This window comes from Rugamonas rivuli (assembly GCF_009380165.1).
Taxonomy (GTDB): domain Bacteria; phylum Pseudomonadota; class Gammaproteobacteria; order Burkholderiales; family Burkholderiaceae_D; genus Rugamonas; species Rugamonas rivuli.
Genome location: NZ_WHUF01000017.1, coordinates 1 through 5,245, shown reverse-complemented (window position 1 = coordinate 5,245; position 5,245 = coordinate 1). Strand labels below are relative to the sequence as shown.

The window sequence follows — 5,245 nt, the reverse complement described above, 5'->3', positions numbered from 1 at the left end:
TCAATGCCTGATGACCATAGCAAGTTGGTCCCACCCCTTCCCATCCCGAACAGGACCGTGAAACAACTCTGCGCCGATGATAGTGCTGCAACCAGTGTGAAAGTAGGTTATCGTCAGGCTAGTTATAAGAAGAAGCCCACCAGGTGATCCTGGTGGGCTTTTTTGCGTTCAGCGATATACTCTCACCATGAACGAACACACAGCGAGAAACGTTGTACTGGTACGGGCCATCGAGCTCGCCGACCAAAATAAAGAAGTTCTTAGCGACGACGATCGCATGTATGCCAGCCGCAGCGCGCGCGAACTCGCGCAATGGCAAGCGTCGGATAACAAAGCCGAAGTAACGGCCGATGATTTCCTGCAGCAGCGCGCAGAACAAATCCTGAAACGCCTCTCCGAACGCACGCCCGCGTTTGCGACCTTCGCCAAACAGCGCACCAGTTGGCAAGCTTTCTCCCTGGCTGTCCCCATCATTGCGTTGCTGCTCGGCGCCGGCCTCGACCGCATTACCGACCCGCATCGCGTCGACCTGCTTTCTGCGCCATTGCTGTTGATCGTCACCTGGAACATATTGGTGTACCTGGGCTTGCTCGTATTGCTGCTGAAACCTGTGTCCCCGCTTGCCTGGCCCTGCCGGGAACTGCTGCGCAAGCCGCGCTTGCCGCGCAACCTGCCACAACCCCTATTCTCCGGTGTGCTGAGTTTTGCGGCGGAATGGATGCAGCTGAGTGCCATGCTCAACGCCGCGCGACTGAGCCGCACCATACATCTGAGCGCAGCGATGTTCGCGCTTGGCGCGCTGGCCTCGCTGTATGCGCGGGGCGTCTGGTCGCAATACGCGGCTGGCTGGGAGAGCACCTTCCTCGATGCCGGCCAGGTGCACAGTCTGCTGTCCGTGCTGTTCGCGCCGGCGGTGGCTGTATTCCATCTACAAGATTTTTCGCTCGCCGAAGTGACGGCCCTGCGCTTCCCGCAAACCACCGCCGCTGACGGCGGCGCTCGCTGGGTGCATTTGTATGCGGCGACTATCCTGCTGCTGGTCGTGCTGCCGCGCCTGCTGCTGGCTGCGGTCGGTAATTGGCGGGCCGCGCGATTGGCGCAGCACTTTCCGCTCGATCTCGATCAGCCATATTTCCGCCAGCTCAGTGGCAGCATTGGTATCGCCGCCGGTGGCACGCTGCGCGTGCTGCCCTACAGTTTTACCGTTGATGAGGCACGCCATAAAGGCTTGACCCAAGTTGCGGTCGCGATGTTCGGCGAGCAGGGCCGCTTGATGCTGCGGCCATCGCTCGCGTACGGCGAGGAGCCGCAAGCGGTCCTGCGCGATACGGATCTTGGCGTGGACACCACGGCGGCCTTGTTCAATCTGTCGGCCACGCCGGAAAAAGAAAACCACGGCGCGTTCCTCGACTATCTGGTGGCCGCATCAGCGCGCGACATCATCGTTTTACTGGACGAGTCCTCTTATCTGGCGCGCATGGGCGAACAAGCCGACGCCCGAGTACGCCTGGCGGAACGCACCGCGCTCTGGCAGCAGTTCTGCGCTTTCCATCAAGCCAAAGCCAGCGTCGTCAACCTGCTGAAACCCCATGCATAGAGAATCCCTCATTCAACTCGCGCTGATCTCGCACACCAACAACGGCAAGACCACGTTGGCGCGCACGCTGATCGGCATGGACATCGGTGAAGTGCGCGATGCCGCCCATGTGACGATTTTTGCAGAGTCCCATACGCTGCTTGAGACTACACAGGGCGACAGCCTGCTGCTGTGGGATACGCCGGGCTTCGGCGATTCCGTGCGCTTGCTGAGGCGGCTGTCGCAAGCGGGCAATCCGATCGGCTGGTTCCTGCGCGAAGTCGTCGATCGTCACCGCGACCGCGCGTTCTGGTTGAGCCAGCAAGCGCTGCGTGCCGCCAGGGACGAGGCCGATGTCGTGCTGTACCTGGTGAGCTCCGCCGAGCATCCGGACGACACCGGCTATCTGCCGGCGGAGATGAAGATACTCGAATGGCTGGGCAAGCCGGTGCTGGTCCTGCTCAACCAGATGGGACCTCCACGTCCCGCCGCGGAAGAGCTTGCGGAGCAGGCCCGCTGGCGCGATCATCTGCGCCAGTATCCCGCCGTGCGCGAGGTACTGGCGCTGGATGCATTCGCGCGCTGCTGGACACATGAGCGCGTCTTTTACGAAGCGGTCGGCAAGCAGTTGGATGCGAGCAGGCAGTCTGCATATGCGCGACTGTTCGCGGTATGGGAGTCCAACAATGCGCGCCGTTACGATCAGGCGATGCAGTTGCTGGCCACGCAGCTGGTGATGGCCGCTCGGGACAGCGAGGCCGTCGAAGCCGAGTCCAGAAGCATGCTCAAGTCGGCGCTGAAAGTCGTCGGCATTGGACAGAGCGAAGAGCTGCAACGGCAGGACCGCGCGATGGCCGCATTGATTGCCCGCCTGAACGAGAGTACCGGCAGGATGACGCGCGAACTGCTGTTACTGCATAAGCTGGATCCCGCTGAGGCATCCAAGATCAATGCCCGGGTGCGCGACAATTTTGTGGTGCGCGCGCCCATCGACAAGGCGCAGGCGGGTTTGCTGGGGGCGATGATTTCTGGCGCCGCGACCGGATTGTCGGCTGACCTGATGACTGGTGGCCTCAGCCTTGGTGGCGGCGCACTGGTGGGCGGCATCGTCGGCGCGCTGACGTTTGCCGGCGCGGCCTGGGGATTCAACTCCACCACCGACCGCAATCAGGCAACGGTGCAGTTTGCCTCAGCATTTATGCGCACGCTGGTGGTGGCGGGTGTCTTGCGCTATCTGGTCGTGGCGCACTTTGGCCGTGGCCGGGGGAATTTTATCGACGGCGAGGCGCCGGCATTTTGGCAGAATGAAGTGGAGCAGGAAGTCGCGCGGCACGAAGCGGCGCTGGAGGATTTCTGGCAACGCGTGCGCGGCGAAAAAACGGCGGACCACGGCGCTAGCCTGGCCCAGCCGTTGATACAGCAGATCGCTACAGCCACGCTGGCGCGGCTGTACCCTTCGGTCGATCAGAACTGATAGCGCGCACCGAACGAAATCAGCGACACCTCGCTCTTGCTGAGGTAAGTGCCTTCCAGGCTCAGCGAGAAGCTCCGGTTGAAGGCGTAACGCACGCCGAGGCCGACGACAGGGTCGGTATCGGTGCGGTCGGCCATTGCAACACGGGTGGATTTCATCGTCGTGCGGCCAACGCCAGCGCGGCCGTACAGGCTGAAGTGTGCGTCGAGCGGTACCGTGCCCAGCGCCGCGATGCCATAGTGGCTGTCGGGATAGTAGCCGGCGTCTGCCAGCAAGCCGCGGAACGGATTGAAGCTCAGGCTGCGAGTGTAGACTTCGAAGCCGAAATTCGGCGTGAACTGGTAGCCGGTGTTGGCACCCAGGGAAATGTCGTTGCTGTTGTCGGCGTACTTGGACGAGACCGATGCGCGGGCGGTGTCGATGCCGACATACACGCCGGGCTCGAAGCCGGGGGCCGCAAACGATGGCGCGGACGCAGCCAATAGTGCCAGCGCCGCGGCGCTGAGGAAAGTGTGTCGCATAAAGCTCCTGAATAATGGAAGTGGTACTACGTGCTGGCGGTATTAACTATTTTTTAATATCGCCATTTACCGCATAGTATCTTCATATTATTTTTAAAGCAATCTTGCCGATTCGGCTGGCCGCACAGCCAGCAGGCGGCGCATTGCGTGCGCTTCCTCGCCTGGACTGCGGCCGAAGAAGCGTTTGAATTCGCGGCTGAATTGCGAGGGGCTCTCGTAGCCCACTTGCGCCGAGGCGGATTGCGCCGTCATGTCGCTGCGCGCCATCAGCAGCCGCGCCTGGTGCAGGCGTGCCGATTTCAGATATTGAATGGGCGTGCAGTGCGTGACCGACTTGAAATGCACGTGGAAGGCCGGCACGCTCATGTTGGCTTCGGCGGCCAGCAGGCCGACGTCGATGTCCGCCGCATAATCGGCGTGGATGCGGCGCAGCGCTTTGGCGATCCGCCCGAACTGGCCCTGGTTGGTCAGCGCCGCGCGCATGGCGGCGCCTTGTTCGCCCATCAGAACCCGGTAGCAGATCTCGCGCACGATGGCGGGGCCGAGCACGCGCGCTTCCAGTGGCGAACTCAGCGCTTCAAGCAGGCGCAGCACGGTTTCGCTCAGGCGCTCGTCCATGCGGGTGGTCATCATACCCTTGGGCATGGCCGGCACTTCGTTGTCGGTCTGGTCGATGGCGAACATCAGGTCGGCCAGGGTGGTGCGGTCGACGCGCACCGAGAGTCCCAGGAACGGTTCTTCCGGCGTGGCATCCGTGGTGCTGGTGAACGGCATGGGTACGGCGACCACAAGGTAATGTTCGGCGTCGAACTGCAGCACGTCGTTGCCGAAGTAGGCTCGCTTGCGTCCCTGGAGCACGATGGCGATACAGGGATCGGACATGGCTGGCGTTTTGGTCGAGCTGCAATTCGAACGAGTCAGGCGGACGTCGTCCAGCGCCGATAAGGTGTAGCCCTCGTTTGGCGCCAGCTGCTGGTGCAGTGCGATCATGCGTTCCACGTGCGTGTCCTTTCTCTTTGGGTCTTGAATAGGAATGATCCATGATTCCCGATGCCGCTGCCAGCTTCTTGCAAAGGTTCTATAGGATTAGGCAAGAAGTGCATAGACATGTGCATTCGCAGCATGGACTTTGATCCGTAAGATGCAGTCTGGTGTTAATGCCATTGAAAGGACCGCATCATGACAGCTATTTCACAAGCACATCGCAAGGTTATCCTGATTGCCGGCGCCAGCCGGGGCTGCGGTCCGGCGACAGCCCGCCGGTTGGCGGGCGAAGGGCATCATGTGGTCCTGGGAGCGCGCCGGTCCAGCAAGCTGCATGCGCTGGTAACGGAAATCCGCGCGGCAGGCGGCTCGGCTGAATGGTATGCGCTGGATGTATCGCAGCCGGAGGAAATGCGCGAATTCCTGGCATTTGCCGAAGACGTGCACAAGCGCGTTGATATTCTGATTAATAATGTTTGACAGAATCACAGGGGGTTTGCTATAGTTCGCCCCCTCGCAGAACAACGCATGTAAATGCTGAGTTAGGTGAGAGAAAGAAGAGCTTGACGAGATAAACGAAACAGTTCATAATCTTGCCTCTTCGCTGATGAACACAACGCTTCTTCAGCAAGCAGTACCGAATAAAGTTCTTTAAAAATTAACAGTCGATAAGTGTGGACGTTTGATGAA

General features: G+C 60.6%; 5 protein-coding genes and 1 rRNA gene. 4 read left to right on the top strand and 2 right to left on the bottom strand.

The window, feature by feature from the left end:
• Positions 1-6: 6 nt before the first annotated feature.
• The 3 genes from rrf to GEV01_RS30510 all read left to right on the top strand — a co-directional run bounded on the left by rrf (position 7) and on the right by GEV01_RS30510 (position 3,050).
• Positions 7-119, top strand: a 5S ribosomal RNA gene (gene rrf, locus GEV01_RS30520).
• Positions 120-187: 68 nt separating this feature from the next.
• A complete protein-coding gene (locus GEV01_RS30515) occupies positions 188-1,597 on the top strand; it encodes a DUF2868 domain-containing protein (protein ID WP_152810175.1) in 1,410 nt (469 codons plus the stop codon).
• The gene (locus GEV01_RS30510; RefSeq protein ID WP_152810173.1) at positions 1,590-3,050 is read left to right on the top strand and encodes a DUF3482 domain-containing protein; all 1,461 of its coding nucleotides are present in this window, start codon (positions 1,590-1,592) and stop codon (positions 3,048-3,050) included. The genes GEV01_RS30515 and GEV01_RS30510 overlap by 8 nt, the downstream gene beginning before the upstream one ends.
• Here GEV01_RS30510 and GEV01_RS30505 read toward each other — a convergent pair.
• Positions 3,041-3,571 (bottom strand): outer membrane beta-barrel protein, encoded by a 531-nt coding sequence (locus GEV01_RS30505; RefSeq protein WP_152810171.1) that lies wholly within the window; start codon positions 3,569-3,571, stop codon positions 3,041-3,043. The genes GEV01_RS30510 and GEV01_RS30505 overlap by 10 nt on opposite strands.
• A 93-nt stretch (positions 3,572-3,664) precedes the next feature.
• Entirely contained in the window at positions 3,665-4,561 is an 897-nt protein-coding gene (locus tag GEV01_RS30500; RefSeq protein ID WP_152810177.1) for an AraC family transcriptional regulator, read from the bottom strand.
• 189 nt (positions 4,562-4,750) lie between these two features.
• On the opposite strand from GEV01_RS30500, the gene GEV01_RS30495 reads away from it, so the two are divergent.
• The gene (locus GEV01_RS30495) at positions 4,751-5,035 is read left to right on the top strand and encodes an SDR family NAD(P)-dependent oxidoreductase (RefSeq protein WP_152810169.1); all 285 of its coding nucleotides are present in this window, start codon (positions 4,751-4,753) and stop codon (positions 5,033-5,035) included.
• Positions 5,036-5,245: the final 210 nt, after the last annotated feature.

Bases quoted from the DNA above. Each gene is read 5' to 3' on its own strand.
- GEV01_RS30510 (WP_152810173.1), top strand. From the start codon at position 1,590: ATGCATAGAGAATCCCTCATTCAACTCGCGCTGATCTCGCACACCAAC.
- GEV01_RS30500 (WP_152810177.1), bottom strand. From the start codon at position 4,561: ATGATCGCACTGCACCAGCAGCTGGCGCCAAACGAGGGCTACACCTTA.
- GEV01_RS30495 (WP_152810169.1), top strand. From the start codon at position 4,751: ATGACAGCTATTTCACAAGCACATCGCAAGGTTATCCTGATTGCCGGC.
- GEV01_RS30505 (WP_152810171.1), bottom strand. From the start codon at position 3,571: ATGCGACACACTTTCCTCAGCGCCGCGGCGCTGGCACTATTGGCTGCG.
- GEV01_RS30515 (WP_152810175.1), top strand. From the start codon at position 188: ATGAACGAACACACAGCGAGAAACGTTGTACTGGTACGGGCCATCGAG.